Source organism: Bradyrhizobium sp. CCGUVB4N, assembly GCF_024199945.1.
Classification (GTDB): Bacteria; Pseudomonadota; Alphaproteobacteria; order Rhizobiales; family Xanthobacteraceae; genus Bradyrhizobium.
On the sequence record NZ_JANADP010000001.1, the window covers coordinates 8,309,268 to 8,326,732 of the forward strand.

Consider the following 17,465-nt stretch of genomic DNA (forward strand, 5'->3'; position numbering starts at 1 on the left):
CGAGCGTTAGCGCGAGTGGATGCGAAGAATGACGAGCCGCGCTGATCTTAAGCCGCACGCACGGCTTCTTGTCATGGATATTCTCCGCTCTCTCGGAATGGACGTTTCACATTGGGCGAACATGAAGGGTGGGGCCGCGCGTGCGGCGAGCAATCCCAAATATTGTTACAACTGGTCTTTTCTGCAGCCAGGCGAGTTTGTTGTTGCTTGCCTCTGGCATGAAAACCTCAAAGAGCGCGACGGCAAAATCTACTATGAGGTCACTCGGGGCAAGTGGACGAGACCAAGAACTGAGCCAGGCACGGGCAGCGTCAACAAAAGAGCCAACGATTTCGATCAGCATTTGTGGGTCGCCTTCAGCGAAGCGCTGCCGCTTCGCATCATCTTTGTGCATGGTCCTCAGTCAGATGGCTCAGGACCAAGCAAGGTCGAGGCTCGTCTGCTTGATCCAGTCCCGTGGGCGATAGCGCATTACGACTTGGGCACGGGACGCTGTTCGATGGTGCGGGGTGCAGAGCCAGTTGCAACCAAACTGAGCGCACAGGACGTTGAATTGTTTGCATTCGAGGGCGAGCAGAGGCGTCGATTTGTGATTCATCGCCGCCGCGAGAGCGCTATGCGTCGAGCAAAGATCAACGAAGCCATCGGCAAGTCCGGCAAGTTAGTGTGTGAAGTGCCCAAGTGTGGTTTCGATTTTGAGGCCCGGTACGGCACGCTCGGCAAGGGCTACGCGCAGGTGCATCATTTGATGCCGCTGCACAAGGCCCCCCGCACCGGACGCATGGTTACACTCTCGGAGTTGGCTATAGTGTGTGCAAATTGCCATGCCATGATCCACGCAGGTGGCAAATGTCGCGAACTCAACGATCTCATAAAGTGAACATCGCCCAACGATCTAGGATGGGACGAGCGTGGCTGCGGTCCTACTTACTGCGCGGTTTAGTGACCGCCGCTCTGGGGCTGTTGACTGCACCGCTGGCCGCATTCGCCGACACTTCCGATATCGAGCACCGCTGCACCGCTCTGTATCCGAGCATGACGCAGTACTTCGCGTGGAAGGACTGCGTGAAGGCGCAAACAGCGTATGAAGAAAACGAAGCTATGATACGGCGAGCGGAGGAACGTAAGCGCTCGAATGAGGAGGCCGCTCGACCATGCATAGCGGCAGATATTCCTCGCATGGAGAGCCTAGCCGCCAAGGTGAAGGCCTCGGTACTGGCGGATGCCCGATTGGAAGAAACGCAAGCAGCAATCGGACTGGTTTTAGAGAGTCAAGGCGTCATTGAGATCCCAGACAACGACATCCGTGAGAGGGTGCTGATCACCTCAATCCATACGCAGTGCGCCTCCGATTTTCATTTTTTGATCAATGTTCGTGAGGGAAAAGATAAGAAGATCCGCTGGCTCCGGGTATCGGCCGAGAACGCTCCCGCTGGTTATCCGGCCAAGATTCACGACGAATTTGGAAACGAGTTTGAAGAGAATCGCGAGCGAGAACGCATGCGCGCCCAAGATGCGGCCTTCCAAGAGAGCCTTCGGGCGCACATGGCCGACGAGGAACGAAAGGCCAAAGAGGTGCGTCGAGAATTTCTCAAGAGCGTCAAAATCAGCAACCTTCGACTAACGTGTGACAAGCCTGATCTTTGCACGATGCGCACAATAGAATTCAAGGTGACGAATGTTTCGCAGAGCCCGGTTAAAGACGTTTCCTTCGGGTGGATGTTCGCGTCAAAGGCGACCGATTGCCCAGCAGAACTTGGGACAAACGAGCGCAGAATCGGCGCAATTCTTCAACCCGGTCAATCCCGAACAGAATCTATCGTCATTTTCGGGACGCCAGCAGCTGGCGATGCGAAGCTCTGCCTCAAGGTTACCGATCTGCGTGGGTTGGAGCGGTGGGAGCATTAATTCGAAGACCGATTTGATCACGCAGAAACAGGTTTTGCGTCTCGTTCATGAAATACAAGGAAAATCACTACGTACCCCGCTGGTATCAAGAAAAATTCTTGCCTTCCGTCGGAGAGCGCAAGTTCTATTACCTTGATCTAAAACCCGAGCAGTTTCGCGACCCAAATGGGGTTCTGCGTACAAAGCGCACGACGAACGGTTGGCAGCGCTGGGGCACGTCGTCGTGCTTCAAGGAGACTGATCTCTACACTACTAAGTACGGACAGTATGAGTCGACCGAGATCGAGCGATTCTTCTTTGGTAAAGTCGATGAAAATGGGCGGAAGGCCGTCGATCTTTTTTCACGATATAACTCATTCGACGACTTCAGCGGCGATACGTCTCCCCAAGAGGCGTTCAATTCTCTGCTAACTTACATGAGCGTGCAAAAATTTCGTACGCCGAAGGGGCTAAAGTATCTTTCCTCGCTGATACGAGTGTCGTCGAAGAACCGATTGCTGCTTGAACTTCAGCGCCTGCAGAACTTGCATTGCGCATTATGGACTGAGTGTGTGTGGGCTATCGCGTCCGCTGACGGGGCGGAGACGAAATTCATCGTTAGCGACCATCCCGTCACCGTCTACAACCGAGACATCTTCCCGGAGGGCGAGTATGCGCGGGTCCACACCGATCCCGACATTCGCATGAACGGGACGCACACGTTCTTTGCGTTGAGCCCCACAAGAATTCTCATCCTGACGAACCTATCATGGGCGCGAAATCCGTACGGCAAGACTGAGACGTTCCGCCCGAACCCCGGGCTCTTTCGGGATGCGATGTTCAATTTCACCGCAATTCAGACGGGCCGCCAGCTTGAGGATGTCGAAGTCAACCAAATTAACTTCATCATGAAGCGGCGGGCGCAGAGGTTTATAGCGTCTCCGCAGGAGGAGTGGCTGTATCCCGAACGCAAAATTCCATCTGAGCACTGGCGAAAGCTGGACGATCGCTACTTGCTCATGCCCGATCCTCGCGGTCTGCACATGGGTGGACAGATGATCATCGGCTACGAGGGGGGAAGGGGCGAAGCGTTCGACGAGTACGGCCGCCGACCATGGCAGAAGGGGTATCGCAAAGACACTGATGCTACTGAGGCGCGCACACTTCGCGCCTTTCAGGGAGAATTTGCTCGCTTGTTTGGACCGAAGCGACGAGGGGTAAGCGATGACTTCGGCGGGCGACGATCCGACACAGATGATGCCGAGTATCATCAATACCATCTTGATCTGGAGAAGCGGAATCTTCCGGCCGGATTGAAGTCACGGGGCAACGCCCGCGCGATTTAAGGTCGAGGAAAATCTGTTTTTGAGCAAGGTGGTAGCCGGAGCAGCAAATCACCGTTAGGCGCTCAATCATGCAGCGCTCTAGCGAGCAGATAGCCAGCCCCTCGCGCTTCACCCGCTCCAGAAGTGACCAACGGGCGGTTGCCGCCGGGCATTGACGGCCACAGCCTCCAAGCTCGCCGCTGAAGAGAGCTGGTTCGCGGGTACGAAGCGGACTTCATCATCACGTCAGAGGTGGACCGCGGCTTGGTTCACGTGGCTGCTGGACTGCCCCCTGAGGTGAGACACGATATTTTCGGTGACAGTGGGGTTGTCACGATGCGGTACCGCAGGGTTGCGCGAAGGCGCTTTCGAATTCAGGGCGCTGGTGCCTCCCCTTCCCGCCATTCGGGGGCGCGCGCAGCGCGAGCCCGGAACCATCGGGCCCCAATGTCGGTGGATGAATGGATTCCGGGCTCGTCGCTTCGCGACGCCCCGGAATGACAGAGGCGCGCGTTAGCATGACGGCGCAGCGCTACACCTGCTTCCCCGCAATGATCTCCTGCAACGTCGCCACATGCCGCGCAAAGGCGCCGCGGCCGTCTGCCGTGGCCATCACCGTCGTCTGCGGCTTCTTCCCCACGAAAGCCTTCTCCACCGAGACGTAGCCCGCTTTCGCTAGGGTCTCGATGTGGGCACCGAGATTGCCGTCGGTGGCGCCGGTGAGTTTCTTCAGCCGTGCGAATTCGAGGCCCGAGGCGGTCGCCGGGAGCGAATTCAGTGCGGCCATGATCTTGAGCCGCAGCGGCTGATGGATGATGTCGTCGAGCTCGGCCATGGCGCTAGCTCCGCCGCATCCAGAGGCCGCCGACGATCAGGCCGGCGCCGTTGACGACAGCCATCCACGGCAGGAAGGCATCACCGGTGACGAAGAAATAGCCGACCAGCGTCAGGCCGGTGATCGCGAGCGCGATGACGACGAAGGCCGTGCCGAACCACAGCCCCGCCAGCGCGTAGAACAGCATGAAATAGATGGTCCAGAACGCGCCTTGTTGACGCGACGTGAAGTGACCGAGCACATGCGCGCACAGGAAGCCGAAGGCGATGAACATCAGGAAGGCGAGCAGGATTCGCATGTCGAAGCTGCGCACGCCGGTCGACGCCTGGTTCGCCGCGCTGATCGCGAACGAGCCGGCGATGCCGAGGCCATAGACCGCGAGCCAGTAGTAATTGGCGCCTTGCGGCAACAGCCAGGTCGCGATGTCTGCCGCGAACACCAGCACGCCCCACAGGATCATCATCCGGCTGGCGAGATCGTAGATGCGCGACTGCCGCACGCGCTGGACGATGTCGTCGATCTCGGCCAGCGCCTCGGCGGCCTGCTTGCTGTCGATCATGTCGGCCTCCATCAACCCGGCATCATCGCAGCATCGTGCGCGCGTTCGACGGCATGTCGACGACGCGCGGCAGCGATGGTGCGCAGGAATGCGTAACCGATCAGGAACATCGCGGCCTTGCTGACGATGCCATAGATCGACATGGCCACCGACCAGGTCGCAACGTCGACATTGAGCGCGACGATCACGTTCAGCGCCGCCGAGACGAACATCAGGCCCGACCAGGCGTAGCCGACGATGATGGCGATGTCAGGCACCAGCTCGATCGCGATCGGCGGCAGATAGCGGTTCATCCATCCCCGCTTCAGCATCACTACCCCGACGATGACGTAGATCACGCTCGGCTTGATCATCACGAAGCGCGGATCGTCGGTGAGCAGCGTGACGGTGCCGGCGCCGAGCACCAGAAACAGGCTCATCCACTGCATGGTGTCGATCGGCTTGCGGCGCGCCGCCTGCCAGCCGATCTGGGCGATGCCCAGCGCCATGCCGAGCACGACGGACAGGGTCACATTGTGGGTCAGCAGATAGAGCACGAGAAACAACAGCGTCGCCGCCATGTCGAGCAGCAGCAATTTTCCAGCCGCGAACAGGTTCTTCATGGGAGCCTCCACGGCTTGCCGGCAACGGCAGGGCAATCGCATATGGATTTCACGAGGACATCTGCGGCTTGCTCCGCCTCTCCCGCTTGCGGGAGAGGCCGACGCGCCCCGGGCGATGCGTCAGCATCGTCCCGTGCGCGGCGGGTGAGGGTTCTTTCCTCTGGGCGAGTGCCCCGTTGCGGAGAGACCCCCACCCCAACCCTCCCCCGCAAGCGGGAGAGGGAGCGCAGCGCCGATGCCGCCGCGTTGTGCACATTATATGCGATGGCCCTTCCACCAACGGGTCGCATCATGACTGCCCCGCCCCTCTGGTCGCCACGTCCTCGGCGATGGCATTGACTGCCTTCGGATTGGTGACCATGCCCATGTGGTTGACGCCGTCGATCAGCTTGACGTCGACCGAGGGTTTGATGGCCTGCACGGTCTCGGCGTATTTGGCGGAGATCATCATCTCGTCCTCGGCGCCGCCGAAGATCGTCATCGGATGCGTCACGAGCGGCAGATCGAGGCGATAGCCGTGCGTGGCGAAATTGCGCATCAGGCGGTCGGAATAGGTCGGCGTCAGGAAGCGCTCCGAATTCGGCGGCACGGCGAAGGCGAGCACGGGCAGCTGCGAACAGCAGTCGATGCCGAGCTTGCGCAGCGCGGTGAGGCCGAGGAAGCGCGGGATGTCGGCGTTGGCCCAGCCGCCCGAATGCGGCATGTTGGTCGGCGCGTCATAGCCGAGATAGGGCGCGACCAGCACGGTACGCACGAACAGGTCCTGCACGATCGGCGTCGCGGCGACTCGCAACGAGAAGCCGCCGCCGGCGGAGTGGCCGATGAGAGTCAGCGGCAGATCCGGCGCGCTCCTGCGGACATGGGCGACGAAATCGACGAGGTCGTCCTCGAGCTGGCCGACATAACCGATGTCGCCGCGCGTGCCCGATGCGCCATGGCCGCGCGTATCCAGCGCCCAGGTCTCGACGCCATGCGCTGATATCGCCGATGTCAGGGCGTGATTGATCGTGCCGGACGAGCCGGACGAACCGTGGATGAAGATCGTGCCGCGCCCGGTGTCGGAGCCGCCGGCGGCGTAATGGCGATAACCGAGCCAGGTGCCGTCGCGGGCCTGGAAGCGCTCGAGCGCCGGCAGCGTCGACATGTCGACGCCCTTGCGGGAGTCGGAGACCGAGCGCAGCTCCGGCGGCCGCTGCAGGGGCGTTGCGATCAGGGCGGTGAGGATCAGCGCCACTGCGCCGACGGCGCAGAGACCCCATTTCAACAGGCCGAGGGCACCTCGCAGCAACTGCTTCGCCATGGCGCAAACTCCCTGATCGGATCATCAATAGAGAACTCTATATTACAGAGTACTCTCCCGATCAAGTCCCGGATTGGCGCCGCGCTGCGAAAATCCTTAACGTCGGGTCTGACCCCAAAATGCCGAATCGTTTGCCGATGCCGCCTGCGGAACAACTGAACAACGCGCCCGAATTCACCGTCTCCGAGCTCTCGCAGTCCCTGAAGCGGACGGTCGAGGACACCTATGGCCATGTCCGGGTCCGCGGCGAGATCTCCGGGTTCCGCGGCGCCCACTCCTCCGGCCATTGCTATTTCGCGCTCAAGGACGAGAGCGCCAAGATCGAGGCGGTGATCTGGAAGGGCGTGCACGGCCGCATGCGCTTCAAGCCCCAGGAAGGGCTCGAGGTCATCGCCACCGGCAAGCTCACGACCTATCCGGGCTCCTCGAAGTACCAGATCGTCATCGAGGCGCTGGAGCCGGCCGGCATCGGCGCGCTGATGGCGCTGATGGAGGAGCGCAAGAAGAAGCTCGCCGCCGAAGGCCTGTTCGACGAAGCGCGCAAGCAGCTGTTGCCCTGGCTGCCGGAGGTGATCGGCGTGGTGACCTCGCCGACCGGCGCCGTGATCCGCGACATCCTGCATCGGCTCGAGGACCGCTTTCCGCGCCACGTGCTGGTGTGGCCGGTGAAGGTGCAGGGCGAAGGCTCGGCCGAGCAGGTCGCAGCCGCGATCCGCGGCTTCAACGCTCTCGCCGAGGGCGGCAAGATTCCGCGGCCCGACGTGCTGATCGTCGCACGCGGCGGCGGCTCGCTGGAGGATCTCTGGTCGTTCAACGAGGAGATCGTGGTCCGCGCGGCGGCCGAGAGCATGATCCCGCTGATCTCCGCGGTCGGCCACGAGACCGATATCACGCTGATCGATTTCGTCGCCGACAAGCGCGCGCCGACGCCGACGGCGGCCGCCGAAATGGCGGTGCCGGTGCGCAGCGAATTGTTCGTCGAGGTCGCCGATCTGGCTCGGCGCACGCGCGCCTATTGGCAGCGTGCGAACGAGAGCCGCCGCAGCGAATTGCGCGCCGCTGCGCGCGCGCTGCCTGCTGCCGGCGATCTGCTGGCAATCCCGCGGCAGCGGCTGGATTCGGCGGGCAGCGCCCTGCCCCGCGGATTGAAGGCCAACACGCACGCGCATTTCCGCAGGTTTACCGCCGCGAGCTCGAAGCTGACGCTGCGGGTGCTGCACGGCCAGATCGCGCAGGCCGGGCACCGTCTCACCGTGTGCGGCGAACGGCTCGGCCTGTCCACGCGCTCGCTGCTGCGGCAAAGGCGCGACCGTTTTGCTGGACTTGAAGTGCGGCTGCGCGCGTCAAAACTCTCCAACGCGCAGGCCCAGCGCAATGCGATTGCCCGCCAGCGCGAACGCACCCATCGCCTCGCCGAGCGCGCCAACCGCGCGCTGGTCACCTTGCTGCAGCGGCTGGATGCCCGCGTCGAGAACAGCGGCAAGCTGCTCTCCGCGCTGTCCTATCGCGGCGTGCTCGCCCGTGGCTTCGCGCTGGTGCGCGACGAGGCCGGGCATCCCCTGCATTCGGCAGATAGCGTCGGGCCGAACGCGCGGATCGCGATCGAGTTCGCGGACGGACGCGTGAATGCGACGGCGGATGCGGATCGGCCGGCGCCGACGTCGAAGCGCGCACCGGCGCAACCGAAGGCGGCGACGCAGGACGCAAAGCCCGCGCCGAAGCGCAAGCCGGTGGATCAGGGCAGTTTGTTTTGAGGTGTGATGGAACGCAGTGCGGCCGCAAGTACCGCTGCGTTCCCTCCCCCCTTGCGGGGGAGGGCTAGGGAGAGGGGTACCACACGGCACACTCTCTCAACTAAGCGATCGCATCCGCGAGAACGGATAGACCTTTTCCTGGGCTACCCCTCTCCCCCGCCCTCCCCCGCAAGGGGGGAGGGAGCACAGTGTGCGATACGGCACCACTGCGCTCTCAACACCTCAACGGCAGGACAATCCCGCGTCGATCGTGGTCCAGAAGCCGCAATGTTCCGGCGTCGGTTGTGGCGCGCCGGCGTGGGCTTCGAACAGGAAGATCACGACGGTGAAGACGACCAGTGCGGATGAGAAGATGGCGAGGCGATTGCGCATGAAAGATGCGTTTAGCCGACATCATGGTCGAACTAAGGCACCGACGTCCGCTGAAACCGGGTGATGCGCCAACCGTAGATTCACGGTCGGCCATTTCGATCCGTGCAGGGCGGTGGTCGATGCGGGGCTGTCTGCCTCACCTTGTTCCTCGGGCGGCCCCGCCTCCCGCCTTCGCTCTGCCGAGCTTCGGCGCGACAAGCCGCTCTGCCGAGCTACGGCGGGGCAGGCCCGCTCCTATTCGCTATCGCGCCAACCACTCCGCGACTTCCTTCTGCGACTCCGCGCGCGCTTCGGAATCGGTGCCGAGATGGCCGTGCTCGGGCACGGCGGCATCGGTGCTGCTGGCGGCCGCGTGCAGCGGCGTGTTGGCGCGGTCGAAATCGTGATAGGCGCCGGGATAGACCACGATGCGCGCGAGTGCGCTGCGGCCGTGGGCGCCATCCACCATCTGGCGGCAGGCCGGCGGCGACGAGACGTCGTCATTGGCGCCGATCAGCACCAGCGTCGGCACCCGCGTGCTCCAGCCGAGACCGGCGGAGATCCGGCAATCCGGATAGAACGCGATCGCGGCGCGGAAATCCGGTCCCGCATCACGCGCCACGCTCTGCGGACGCACCGCCCAGAGCAGCGCGCTGGCGCCGTTGGCCCAGCCCATCAGGCTGACACGGTCGCGCGCCACCCAATTCTGTTTCATCAGCCAGGCGCGCGAGGCCGCGATATCGGTGACGCGCTCGCGCCGCGCCTTGACGTGCATCTCCTTGACGCGGCATTGCGGGCCGAGCTCGCGCGAGCCGTAGCTGTCGGGCAGCAGCACCGCGTTGCCGGCCTTGAGCAGGCGCTCGGCCCAGTCGCGATAGCGCGGCTGCACGGAATCGGAATGGCTGCCGAGACCGCCGCAGCCGTGCAGCGCGATCACGGTCGGAAACGGCCCCTCGCCCTCGGGCTTGAACAGCTGCGCATGCAGGACGCCGGACGACAGCGGAATCTCGACCTGCGCAGGCGCGGGTGCCGGTGCAGCATGCGCGACCGACATCAGAAACATTGGGAACAGGGCGGTCAGTGGAAAGCGCATCGGTGACTGTCGCAGGAGGTGCCGCACGGCCTCAAGCACTATCATGCGTAAACGGCGGCAAAACATCACAAACCGGTGGGTTTAACGGGCGGACAAGCCGCCCTATCTATGCTACATCCAGTCCAACACATCGTGCCCCCCATCTTCTTCAACGGGGCGGCCTCCCACGGAGACTTTCGACCGTGCTGAACAAGTTCGGCCCCTCGGGCCATGGCGAAGCGCAAGTGCAATATCTCGACGGCGATTTCCGCGTGATCTCGCCGGGCACCTTCGTGCGCTGCGCCATCACCGACACGCGCATCCCGCTCGACGAACTGAAATACTGGAGCGTGGATCTGCAGGAAGCCTACGCCACGCCGGCCGCCGTGCTGCAGCGGCATTTTCCCAACGCGCCGAAGCCGTGATCTCGAGGCTTCGCGCGCGCGGCTATTGCTGCTCGGGACCATCCGAGCCTACGCAAGTCTTGATCGCACTCCTTCGCGCCTCGCCGACGATTTTCTGATCGATCGCCTGCTTCAGGCAATCGACCCGCGCCTGCGCCATGCAGAGCTGCATCTGGTCGCGCTTGTCCTGCCCCTTGAGATTTTGCGTGGTGGCGAGACACGTCACGCGCTTGGTCGCGGGAACCGGCACCGTGGCGGTCGGAGCAGCAGGCGCCGGCGTCGTTTGTGCAAACACCGGCGCAACAATCAGACACGCAAGGCTGGCGGCCAGCGCCGCGAGAGGCAGTTTCATCGCAGTCTCCGAGATCGTAAGAGATCGATAGAGGATTGCGATGAACGCCGCCTGAATGGCGGGCTGCCGTAGGGTGGGCAAAGCGCAAGCATGCCCACCACCTGTCTCCGGACGCGACAGATCGTGGGCACGGCGCAAGAGCGCCTTTGCCACCCTACGGGATCAGCTATTGCAGCCACCGTGGTACAGGCAGCCCCTTCCCGCGCAGAAATTCCGGGTTGAACAGTTTTGATTGATAGCGCTGTCCGCCGTCCGCCAGGATGGTCACGATGGTCTTGCCTGGACCAAGGTCGCGTGCGAGCCGCATGGCGCCGACGACGTTGATCGCGCTCGAGCCGCCCAGCACCAGTCCTTCGTGTTCGATCAGGTCGAACAGGACGGGCAAGGCTTCCGCGTCCGTGATCTGATAGGCCGTGTCGATCGGCGTGCCTTCCAGATTCCGGGTCACACGGATTTGCCCGATGCCTTCCATGACGGAGTCGCCTTCGCTCGTCAGCTCGCCCCTGGTGAACCAGTTGTAGAGCGCGGCGCCCATGGGATCGCTGAGCGCGATGGTGACGGCGGGATTTCTCTCCTTGAGCGCCCGCGCGATCCCGCCGAGCGTGCCGCCGCTGCCGACCGCACAGGTGAAGCCGTCGATTTTTCCGTCGGTCTGCGCCCAGATCTCCGGACCGGTCGTGCGATAATGGCCCTCGCGATTGGCGACGTTGTCGAACTGGTTGGCCCAGAAGGCGCCGAGCTCCTCGGCGAGCTGCCCGGAATAGCGCGCGTAATGACCGGGATGGGAAGAGGGCACGGCGGGCACCAGGCGCAGATCGGCGCCGCACAGCCGCAGCATGTCCTTCTTCTCCTGGCTCTGCGTGTCGGGCATCACGATCACGCTGCGATAGCCGCGCGCATTCGCCACCAGCGCGATGCCGATGCCGACATTGCCGGCGGTGCCTTCGACGATGACGCCGCCGGGCTTGAGCTTGCCGCGCCGTTCGGCGTCATCGATCATGGCGAGCGCCGCGCGATCCTTGATCGAACCGCCGGGGTTGAGAAACTCGGCCTTGCCGTAGATCTCGCAGCCCGTGGCCTCCGACGGGCCACGCAGCCGGATCAATGGCGTGTTGCCGATGGAGTCGAGGAAACCTGTCCGGACGTTGTTCATCGCCTGCCCCCTGGTGTTTTTGCAAGCTTAGGCGGGCCGGCGGGCAATTCGGTTCTCTAGTTCGGACGATGTGCGAAAGGTTTTGGGTGCCCGACGTTCCTGATCGGCAACTCTGTTCTCAAGCCAAGTCAGCGCTGCCGTAGGGTGGGCAAAGCGGAAGCGTGCCCACCACCTGCCTCCGGACGCGAACAGATCGTGGGCACGGCGCAAGAGCGCCTTTGCCCACCCGACGAGATCGCGGCGTGAGGCTGGATCAACGCCTGCTGAAGCGGCGCTCGCGGGCCTTGTAGAGATGGTCGCTGATCAGCTGCTTGAGCTTGGCTGGATCGTCGAACTCGAGCTTGACCGCGAACGGCACGACGCCGGCCGGCACGCCCTCGGTGCCGTGCAGGCGTGAAACATCCTTTTCCGTCGTCACCAGGATGAGCTGCTCGCGCTTTGCGTCGGCGGCGAGTGCGGCGAGCTCGTCTTGCGAAAACATGTGGTGATCGGCGAAGGGACGCGTGCGCGCGACCTCGATACCGCAAGCGCGCAACGTGCGGAAAAAGCGTTCGGGATCGCCGATGCCGGCAAACGCAAACACCTGCTTGCCGAAGAGCTGTGCGACCGCGGCCGCATCCGGTTTCAACCGTGCGCGCAGCACCGGTTTTCCGCGCGCGGCAATCTCTGCGGCAACGCCGTCAGCGGCATGGCCGTCGCCGATCACGACCAGCGCATCGGTACGCGAGAGCTGCGCCCTCAGCGGCGCGCGCAACGGACCTGCGGGAAACACCTTGCCGTTGCCGAGGCCGCGCTCGCTGTCGATCACGATCAGCGAGGCGTCCTTCAACAGCAGCGGGTTCTGGAAGCCGTCGTCCATCAGGATCACGGTGGCGCCCTGCGACTTCGCCAGCGCGACCCCGTCGAGGCGGTCGCGCGCGACGGCGACGGGCACGTCGCGCACCATCATCAGCGGCTCGTCGCCGATATCGGCGGCAGTATGACGTTCGCGATCGACCATCACCGGGCCGTGCAGGCGTCCGCCATAGCCGCGGCTGAGCACCACCGGTGTCTCACCGAGCTCGCGCAAGAGCTTGGTCAACGCCAGCACCGTCGGCGTCTTGCCGGCGCCGCCGACATGGTAGTTGCCGACGCAGAGCACGGGGATGCCGGCGTCAAATCCCTTGCGCGCCATGCGGCGCGCGGTGATGGCGCCATAGAGCGCGCCCAATGGGCTCAGCAGATGCGACTTCGGGGAACGCGGCCGGTACCAGAAGGCCGGCTCACGCATTGGCGGCTCCCATCTCGATCCGCAACTGCATCAGATACGGCTCGAGTGCCGTCATGGTGCGATCGAGCGCGCCGCCGAGCTCCTCGACCACGCCAGCGCCCGCGCGATGCATCTTGTCGCGCACGGTCGGCTCGGCCAGCAACAGGCCGAGCTGCTTGACCAGCGCCTCCTGCGTGTCGGCCTGGCGTGCCCCGCCGCTTTGATCGAGTGCCGCATAGACGTCGGCGAAATTGAAGACGTTCGGACCATGGACGATGGCCGCCCCTAACTTGATCGCCTCGATCGGATTCTGGCCGCCATGGCGGATCAGCGATCCGCCCATGAACACGATGGGCGACAGGCGGTAGAACAGGCCGAGCTCGCCCATGGTGTCGGCGATATAGACATCGGTGGTCGCCGCCGGCGGCTCGTCGCGCGAGCGCAGTGCCGGCTTCAGGCCGGACGCCGTGACCATGCCCGAGATCGACGAGCCGCGATCGGGATGCCGCGGCACGATCACGGTCAGGAGCTGCGGGAAGATGCCGACGAGGCCGCGATGCGCGGCGACCAGCATCTCGTCCTCGCCCGGATGGGTCGAGGCCGCGACGATGATCGGACGCCCGCGCGTCATCGCCATCAGCCGTTCGAGTTTTGCCGGATCGGCCGGCGGTGCCGGCACGTCGAGCTTGAGATTGCCCGTGGTGACGACGTCGCGGCTGCCGAGCGCGGAGAAACGTTCGGCGTCGGTCTTCGACTGCGCCAGGCAGATGTCGAAGCGTGACAGCAGCGCCGAGATGGTGCCATGCATCCGCCGCCAGCGCGGGAAGGAGCGCGGCGACATCCGCCCGTTGATCAGCACCATCGGCACCCGGCGCGCGGCGCCCGCCAGAATCAGGTTCGGCCACAGGTCGGATTCGATGAACAGCGCCAGCGACGGCTTCCAATGATCGAGGAAGCGCGCCACGTAGCGCGGGGAATCATACGGCACGTATTGATGGATGACGTCGGGCGGAAAACGTTTTGCCACCACGGCAGCCGAGGTGACCGTGCCGGAGGTGAGCAGGATGCGCAGATTGAGGTCGCGCAGGCGTTCGATCAGCGCCGCTGCGGCCAGCACCTCGCCGACGCTGGCGCCGTGGATCCAGACCAGCGGGCCGTGCGGGCGCACATCCCGGCTGAGCCCGCGCCGCTCGCCGACGCGCGCGGGATCTTCCTTGCCCTGCTTCAGCCGCCGCTTGATCAGCGCAGGCGCGAGCGGCACCAGGCTGGTCGCCAGGCGCCGATACATCCGCAGCGTCATCGGCAGGGCATAAGGCAGCGAATTAGCCATCTGCAGGTCCCGGGCGGCCGAGTTGCGCATAGGCGCGGCGGGTCGCTTCGTTCAGCGTGTCTTCCAGCTCCTGCCGCAGCGCTTCCATGGTGGCGGCATCGGCATCCGGCGGCACGTGGATCTCCTTGATACCGACCAGGGCGCCCCGCCCGAACGGCAGGTTGATGGTGGTGCGGTCCCAGTTCTTGAGCCGGATGAAGCGGCTGGTCGCCATTGCGAAAGGCATGATCGGCCGCCCCGATTCCCGTGCCAGCATGATGATGCCGAGGCCGGCCACGCGCGAGCGCTTGGGGACATCGGCGGTCAGCGCGACATTACAACCGTCCTGGAGCGTGTACACCATTTCCCTGAAGGCGCCGACGCCGCCTTTCCGGTGGAAAGCGCCGCCATGATCCCCGGAACCGCGGATGAGGCCGATGCCGAGCCGCTCGACCGCGATCGCATTGAACTCGCCGTCGCGATGCCGGGAGATCAGGACCTTGGCCCGGTAGGACTCCTTGGTCTTGATGAACGGGGTGAGGAAATGCTGGCCATGCCAGAACGCGAAGATCGCCGGAATCTGCGGCTCGACGATGTCATAGACATCGGGCGGATCGAACGTGAACTTGTTGGTCCGCCAGACCAGACGCAGATATTCGGCCGCCAGGACCCCGACGGCACGCTGAAACCAGCTGCTTCGCAGCGTATTGCGAAGCAGTTTTTTCAACGCGCCTTCGTTTCTTGATTCGGGTCGAGCAACCGGTGGAGATGAACGATGAAGTAGCGCATCTGCGCGTTGTCGACCGTGCTCTGCGCCTTGGCGCGCCAGGCGACGTGGGCGGCCGCGTAGTTCGGATAAAGGCCGACGATCTCGACGTCGTCGAGGTTCTTGAAAGTGTTGTGCTCGAGATCGAGCAGCTCACCGCCAATGACGAGATGGAGCAGTTGTTGCGGGGCACTATCAGACATGGGTTCTCCTAACGGGCTGCCCGGCAAAGCAGTGTTCGAAAAGCAAAACGGACGCGCTCAGGCCAGGGGACGGTTTCGAAAATGCGCGACAATGCTCGCATGACGATCGCGTCCCGCTGCCACCAGCACCCCGTGCGTCACTTCCCGACGATTATAGAGGATGGGATCTCCGGAGAGGTCGCTCATCCTACCATCCGCTTCCTGCACGATCAAATCGGCCGCCGCAAGGTCCCAATCATGGCTGTTGCCCCCCGCAAAAGCCGCATCCAGGCTGCCGTTGGCGACCCGGCAGAGCCGGAGTGCCAGCGAACCGATTCGCGGATGCAGCTTGATGTCGCCGCCTGTCGTGAGTCGCTCGACCATCGGCTTCGGGCCGGCGACCCGGGCGAAGTCGAGCGCGGTCCCGCCTGTCGCCCGGACCGGCTTGCCATTGAGGATCGTGCCCTGGCCGCGGACGGCGAAGAAGAACTCGTTGCTGACAGGCGCGAACACGGCGGCCAGCACCGGCGAGGCCTCCTCGACCAGCGCGACGCTGACGCACCATTCGTCATGGCCGTTGAGATAATTGCGGGTGCCGTCGATGGGATCGACCACCCAGGTCAGCCGCCGCGACAGCCGCGTGGCATCGTCGGCGCTCTCCTCCGACAGCCAGCCATAGTCCGGCGTGGCGCCGCGCAGGCGCGCTTCGAGCAAATCGTTGACGGCGATGTCGGCTTCCGAGACCGGCGAGGACGCGCCCTTGGTCCATTTCTTCAGCTCGGTGCGGAACATCGACTGCGCGAGCGCACCCGCGTCTCGCACCGCATCTTTCAGGAGCGCCGCATCGTGCGTCAGAACGTTTGCGTCGAGACTGTCAGCGTCCGCCAAGCGTCAGTCCTTCGATGCGCACCGTCGGCGCATTGATGCCGTAGCGGAACTCGAGATTGTTGGCCGGCTGCATCGACTTGAAGATCTCGAACAGATGGCCCGCGATCGTCACCTCGCTCACGGGATAGGTGAGCTCGCCGTTCTCGATCCAGAAACCGGAGGCGCCGCGGCTGTAATCGCCGGTGACACCGTTGACGCCGGAGCCGATCAGGTCGGTGACGTAGAAGCCCTGCTTGATGTCGGCGATCAGCTCGGCCGGGGTCGGTGTGCCCGGTTCGAGATGCAGATTGTACGGCCCCGGCGACGGCGAGGACGAGACGCCACGATGGGCGTGGCCGGTGGTGGTGAGGCCGAGCTCGCGCGCGGTGGCGCAATCGAGCAGCCAGGTCGTCAGCACGCCCTCGTCGATCAACGCGGTCTTCTTCACCGCGACGCCCTCGGCGTCGAAGGTCTGCGAGCGCAGGCCGCGCTTGCGCAGGGGATCATCGATGATGCGGATGTTCTTGGCAAACAGCTGCTGCCCGAGCTTGTCCTTGAGGAAGCTGGTCTTGCGCGCGATCGAGGCGCCGTTGATGGCGCTGACGACATGGCCGACCAGCGAGCCCGCGACGCGCGGGTCGAACACGACCGGCACCTTGCAGGTCTCGACCTTGCGCGGATTGTAGCGTGCCACGGTGCGCTCGCCGGCGGAGCGGCCGACCACTTCGGGCGACAGCAGATCGGCACCGTGCGGCGCCGAGGTGAAGTCGTAATCGCGCTCCATGCTGGTGCCTTCGCCGACGATCGCGGTCGCCGAGATGCCCTGGCTCGAGCGCAGGTATGAACCGTGGAAGCCGGTCGAGGTGACGAGCACCATGCCGCCCATGCCGGCGGAGGCCGAGGCACCGCCGGATTTCGACACGCCCTTGACGGCAAGCGCCGCAGCTTCGGCTTCGAGCGCGCGGCGCTCGAGCTCGGCGGTCGCAGGCACATCGGGATCGAGCAGATCGAGATCGGGGAAATCGCGCGCGAGCAGCGCGGGATCGGCGAGGCCGACATATTTGTCTGACGGAGCAACCCTGGCCATCGCGACCGCGCGCTCGGCAAGCTTGGTCACGGCATCGCCGCTCGCGTCATTGGTGGAGACCACGGCCTGGCGCTGGCCGACCAGCACGCGCAGGCCGACATCGTCACCCTCGGACCGCTCGGATTCCTCGACGCGGCCGTCCCGCACCTCGACGCCTTGCGAGATGCCGCGCACCGCGACCGCATCGGCCGCATCGGCGCCGGCGCGCTTCGCCGCCTCGACCAGACGCTGAGCGAGTTCTGACAGCGCGGACTGATCAAACAGGTCGCGATTGGCTTTAGGCGAAAGCGTCGAGCTTGGTGAAGGGTTCACAAACGAAATCCTGTTGGGGCGCGGGAGGTTTCGGGGCGATCTTAGGCCCTGAACACCAGATGTGCCCAAATGGTGCGGACTTCAAGCATTATCAGCCCG

General features: G+C 64.1%; 19 protein-coding genes. 5 read left to right on the forward strand and 14 right to left on the reverse strand.

Annotation, left to right across the window (positions count from 1 at the left end):
* Nucleotides 1-28 precede the first annotated feature (28 nt).
* Genes NLM31_RS38755 through NLM31_RS38765 form a run of 3 tightly spaced genes read left to right on the forward strand, consistent with a single transcriptional unit; the run spans nt 29 to nt 3,233 of the window.
* Nucleotides 29-880, forward strand: a complete 852-nt coding sequence (locus NLM31_RS38755) for a hypothetical protein (RefSeq protein WP_254195646.1) — start codon at nt 29-31, stop codon at nt 878-880.
* A complete protein-coding gene (locus tag NLM31_RS38760) occupies nt 877-1,908 on the forward strand; it encodes a hypothetical protein (RefSeq protein ID WP_254195647.1) in 1,032 nt (343 codons plus the stop codon). The genes NLM31_RS38755 and NLM31_RS38760 overlap by 4 nt, the downstream gene beginning before the upstream one ends.
* A 47-nt stretch (nt 1,909-1,955) precedes the next feature.
* Entirely contained in the window at nt 1,956-3,233 is a 1,278-nt protein-coding gene (locus NLM31_RS38765; protein WP_254195648.1) for a DUF4238 domain-containing protein, read from the forward strand.
* A gap of 511 nt (nt 3,234-3,744) precedes the next feature.
* On the opposite strand, the gene NLM31_RS38770 is transcribed toward NLM31_RS38765, so the two are convergent.
* The 4 genes from NLM31_RS38770 to NLM31_RS38785 form a co-directional block, all read right to left on the reverse strand.
* On the reverse strand, nt 3,745-4,047 hold the full coding sequence (locus NLM31_RS38770; protein WP_254195649.1) for a transcriptional regulator: 303 nt from the start codon (nt 4,045-4,047) through the stop codon (nt 3,745-3,747).
* A gap of 4 nt (nt 4,048-4,051) precedes the next feature.
* Nucleotides 4,052-4,606, reverse strand: coding sequence for a hypothetical protein (locus NLM31_RS38775; protein WP_254195650.1), 555 nt, complete (start codon nt 4,604-4,606; stop codon nt 4,052-4,054).
* An 11-nt stretch (nt 4,607-4,617) separates the two neighbouring features.
* Nucleotides 4,618-5,208 carry an inner membrane-spanning protein YciB gene (locus NLM31_RS38780; RefSeq protein WP_254195651.1) on the reverse strand — a complete coding sequence of 197 codons (591 nt, stop codon included), beginning with the start codon at nt 5,206-5,208 and terminating at the stop codon, nt 4,618-4,620.
* A gap of 289 nt (nt 5,209-5,497) precedes the next feature.
* Entirely contained in the window at nt 5,498-6,508 is a 1,011-nt protein-coding gene (locus tag NLM31_RS38785; RefSeq protein ID WP_254195652.1) for an alpha/beta hydrolase, read from the reverse strand.
* Nucleotides 6,509-6,627: 119 nt separating this feature from the next.
* Here NLM31_RS38785 and xseA point away from each other — a divergent pair, with 119 nt between their 5' ends.
* A complete protein-coding gene (gene xseA / locus NLM31_RS38790) occupies nt 6,628-8,262 on the forward strand; it encodes an exodeoxyribonuclease VII large subunit (protein ID WP_254195653.1) in 1,635 nt (544 codons plus the stop codon).
* A 222-nt stretch (nt 8,263-8,484) separates the two neighbouring features.
* Here the strand turns inward: xseA and NLM31_RS38795 are convergent, their stop codons facing one another.
* Nucleotides 8,485-8,634, reverse strand: a complete 150-nt coding sequence (locus NLM31_RS38795; protein WP_254134431.1) for a hypothetical protein — start codon at nt 8,632-8,634, stop codon at nt 8,485-8,487.
* A 241-nt stretch (nt 8,635-8,875) separates the two neighbouring features.
* Nucleotides 8,876-9,706: a dienelactone hydrolase family protein gene (locus NLM31_RS38800; protein ID WP_254195654.1), complete on the reverse strand. Its 831-nt coding sequence runs from the start codon at nt 9,704-9,706 to the stop codon at nt 8,876-8,878.
* Between the two features lie 182 nt (nt 9,707-9,888).
* On the opposite strand from NLM31_RS38800, the gene NLM31_RS38805 reads away from it, so the two are divergent.
* Complete coding sequence (locus NLM31_RS38805; RefSeq protein ID WP_254134433.1) at nt 9,889-10,110, forward strand: DUF2093 domain-containing protein; 222 nt, start codon at nt 9,889-9,891, stop codon at nt 10,108-10,110.
* A gap of 22 nt (nt 10,111-10,132) precedes the next feature.
* Here NLM31_RS38805 and NLM31_RS38810 read toward each other — a convergent pair whose 3' ends face one another.
* The 8 genes from NLM31_RS38810 to NLM31_RS38845 form a co-directional block, all read right to left on the reverse strand.
* Nucleotides 10,133-10,441 (reverse strand): hypothetical protein, encoded by a 309-nt coding sequence (locus NLM31_RS38810; protein WP_254195655.1) that lies wholly within the window; start codon nt 10,439-10,441, stop codon nt 10,133-10,135.
* Nucleotides 10,442-10,607: 166 nt separating this feature from the next.
* A complete protein-coding gene (locus NLM31_RS38815; protein WP_254195656.1) occupies nt 10,608-11,594 on the reverse strand; it encodes a cysteine synthase A in 987 nt (328 codons plus the stop codon).
* 253 nt (nt 11,595-11,847) lie between these two features.
* The gene (gene lpxK / locus NLM31_RS38820) at nt 11,848-12,864 is read right to left on the reverse strand and encodes a tetraacyldisaccharide 4'-kinase (RefSeq protein WP_254195657.1); all 1,017 of its coding nucleotides are present in this window, start codon (nt 12,862-12,864) and stop codon (nt 11,848-11,850) included.
* A complete protein-coding gene (locus NLM31_RS38825) occupies nt 12,857-14,203 on the reverse strand; it encodes a 3-deoxy-D-manno-octulosonic acid transferase (RefSeq protein ID WP_254195658.1) in 1,347 nt (448 codons plus the stop codon). Before NLM31_RS38825 ends, lpxK begins: the two co-directional genes overlap by 8 nt.
* Nucleotides 14,166-14,879: a lysophospholipid acyltransferase family protein gene (locus tag NLM31_RS38830; RefSeq protein WP_254195659.1), complete on the reverse strand. Its 714-nt coding sequence runs from the start codon at nt 14,877-14,879 to the stop codon at nt 14,166-14,168. The genes NLM31_RS38825 and NLM31_RS38830 overlap by 38 nt, the downstream gene beginning before the upstream one ends.
* Nucleotides 14,876-15,121 (reverse strand): DUF4170 domain-containing protein, encoded by a 246-nt coding sequence (locus tag NLM31_RS38835; RefSeq protein WP_234685462.1) that lies wholly within the window; start codon nt 15,119-15,121, stop codon nt 14,876-14,878. The genes NLM31_RS38830 and NLM31_RS38835 overlap by 4 nt, the downstream gene beginning before the upstream one ends.
* 57 nt (nt 15,122-15,178) lie before the next feature.
* Nucleotides 15,179-15,988: a 3'(2'),5'-bisphosphate nucleotidase CysQ gene (locus NLM31_RS38840; protein WP_254195660.1), complete on the reverse strand. Its 810-nt coding sequence runs from the start codon at nt 15,986-15,988 to the stop codon at nt 15,179-15,181.
* A complete protein-coding gene (locus NLM31_RS38845; protein ID WP_254195661.1) occupies nt 15,975-17,366 on the reverse strand; it encodes a TldD/PmbA family protein in 1,392 nt (463 codons plus the stop codon). Before NLM31_RS38845 ends, NLM31_RS38840 begins: the two co-directional genes overlap by 14 nt.
* Between the last annotated feature and the right edge of the window lie 99 nt (nt 17,367-17,465).

Excerpts from the sequence above, each read along its gene's own strand:
- NLM31_RS38755 (WP_254195646.1), top strand. The coding sequence starts at position 29 with ATGACGAGCCGCGCTGATCTTAAGCCGCACGCACGGCTTCTTGTCATG.
- NLM31_RS38765 (WP_254195648.1), top strand. The coding sequence starts at position 1,956 with ATGAAATACAAGGAAAATCACTACGTACCCCGCTGGTATCAAGAAAAA.
- NLM31_RS38770 (WP_254195649.1), bottom strand. The coding sequence starts at position 4,047 with ATGGCCGAGCTCGACGACATCATCCATCAGCCGCTGCGGCTCAAGATC.
- NLM31_RS38775 (WP_254195650.1), bottom strand. The coding sequence starts at position 4,606 with ATGATCGACAGCAAGCAGGCCGCCGAGGCGCTGGCCGAGATCGACGAC.
- NLM31_RS38780 (WP_254195651.1), bottom strand. The coding sequence starts at position 5,208 with ATGAAGAACCTGTTCGCGGCTGGAAAATTGCTGCTGCTCGACATGGCG.
- NLM31_RS38785 (WP_254195652.1), bottom strand. The coding sequence starts at position 6,508 with ATGGCGAAGCAGTTGCTGCGAGGTGCCCTCGGCCTGTTGAAATGGGGT.
- xseA (WP_254195653.1), top strand. The coding sequence starts at position 6,628 with ATGCCGAATCGTTTGCCGATGCCGCCTGCGGAACAACTGAACAACGCG.
- NLM31_RS38795 (WP_254134431.1), bottom strand. The coding sequence starts at position 8,634 with ATGCGCAATCGCCTCGCCATCTTCTCATCCGCACTGGTCGTCTTCACC.
- NLM31_RS38800 (WP_254195654.1), bottom strand. The coding sequence starts at position 9,706 with ATGCGCTTTCCACTGACCGCCCTGTTCCCAATGTTTCTGATGTCGGTC.
- NLM31_RS38810 (WP_254195655.1), bottom strand. The coding sequence starts at position 10,441 with ATGAAACTGCCTCTCGCGGCGCTGGCCGCCAGCCTTGCGTGTCTGATT.
- NLM31_RS38815 (WP_254195656.1), bottom strand. The coding sequence starts at position 11,594 with ATGAACAACGTCCGGACAGGTTTCCTCGACTCCATCGGCAACACGCCA.
- lpxK (WP_254195657.1), bottom strand. The coding sequence starts at position 12,864 with ATGCGTGAGCCGGCCTTCTGGTACCGGCCGCGTTCCCCGAAGTCGCAT.
- NLM31_RS38825 (WP_254195658.1), bottom strand. The coding sequence starts at position 14,203 with ATGCGCAACTCGGCCGCCCGGGACCTGCAGATGGCTAATTCGCTGCCT.
- NLM31_RS38835 (WP_234685462.1), bottom strand. The coding sequence starts at position 15,121 with ATGTCTGATAGTGCCCCGCAACAACTGCTCCATCTCGTCATTGGCGGT.